General features: G+C 40.1%; 1 protein-coding gene. It reads right to left on the bottom strand.

Features of this window, described 5'->3' with window-relative positions; translation table 11 throughout:
* On the bottom strand, positions 1-207 hold a 207-nt coding region (locus ACQRDX_RS09610), incomplete at its 3' end, for a transposase (protein ID WP_427896677.1).
* Positions 208-304 lie beyond the last annotated feature (97 nt).

The following is a 304-nucleotide window of genomic DNA, read 5'->3' as shown; positions in this document are numbered from 1 at the left end:
AGGTGTTAGAGGTCGATGGGATCGATTTTTCAATGATTCTTTAGTTCCATCAAAACGCTTGTTCCAGCGCATGAGAGAGGCTTTTGAAACTTTGTAACGTCGACAGATGAAGGCGACAGAGGCACCATTTTGGTAGGTTTTAACAGCGTGGTAGCGTGTTTCTAGAGTATGTGGCAAATAGCGAAGATTTTGTGATATACTAGTCATGAGAAGATTCCTTTTTTGATGAGTGGTGGTACTCTTATCATATCAGGGAATCTTCTTTTTTGACTTCTAGAAGTCTCACATCTATTGTAACGCTACA

The organism is Streptococcus sp. SGI.013 (genome assembly GCF_050315295.1).
Classification (GTDB): Bacteria; Bacillota; Bacilli; order Lactobacillales; family Streptococcaceae; genus Streptococcus; species Streptococcus porcorum.
The sequence above is the reverse complement of the archived record's forward strand: the minus strand, read 5'-3'. Positions and strand labels throughout refer to the sequence as shown.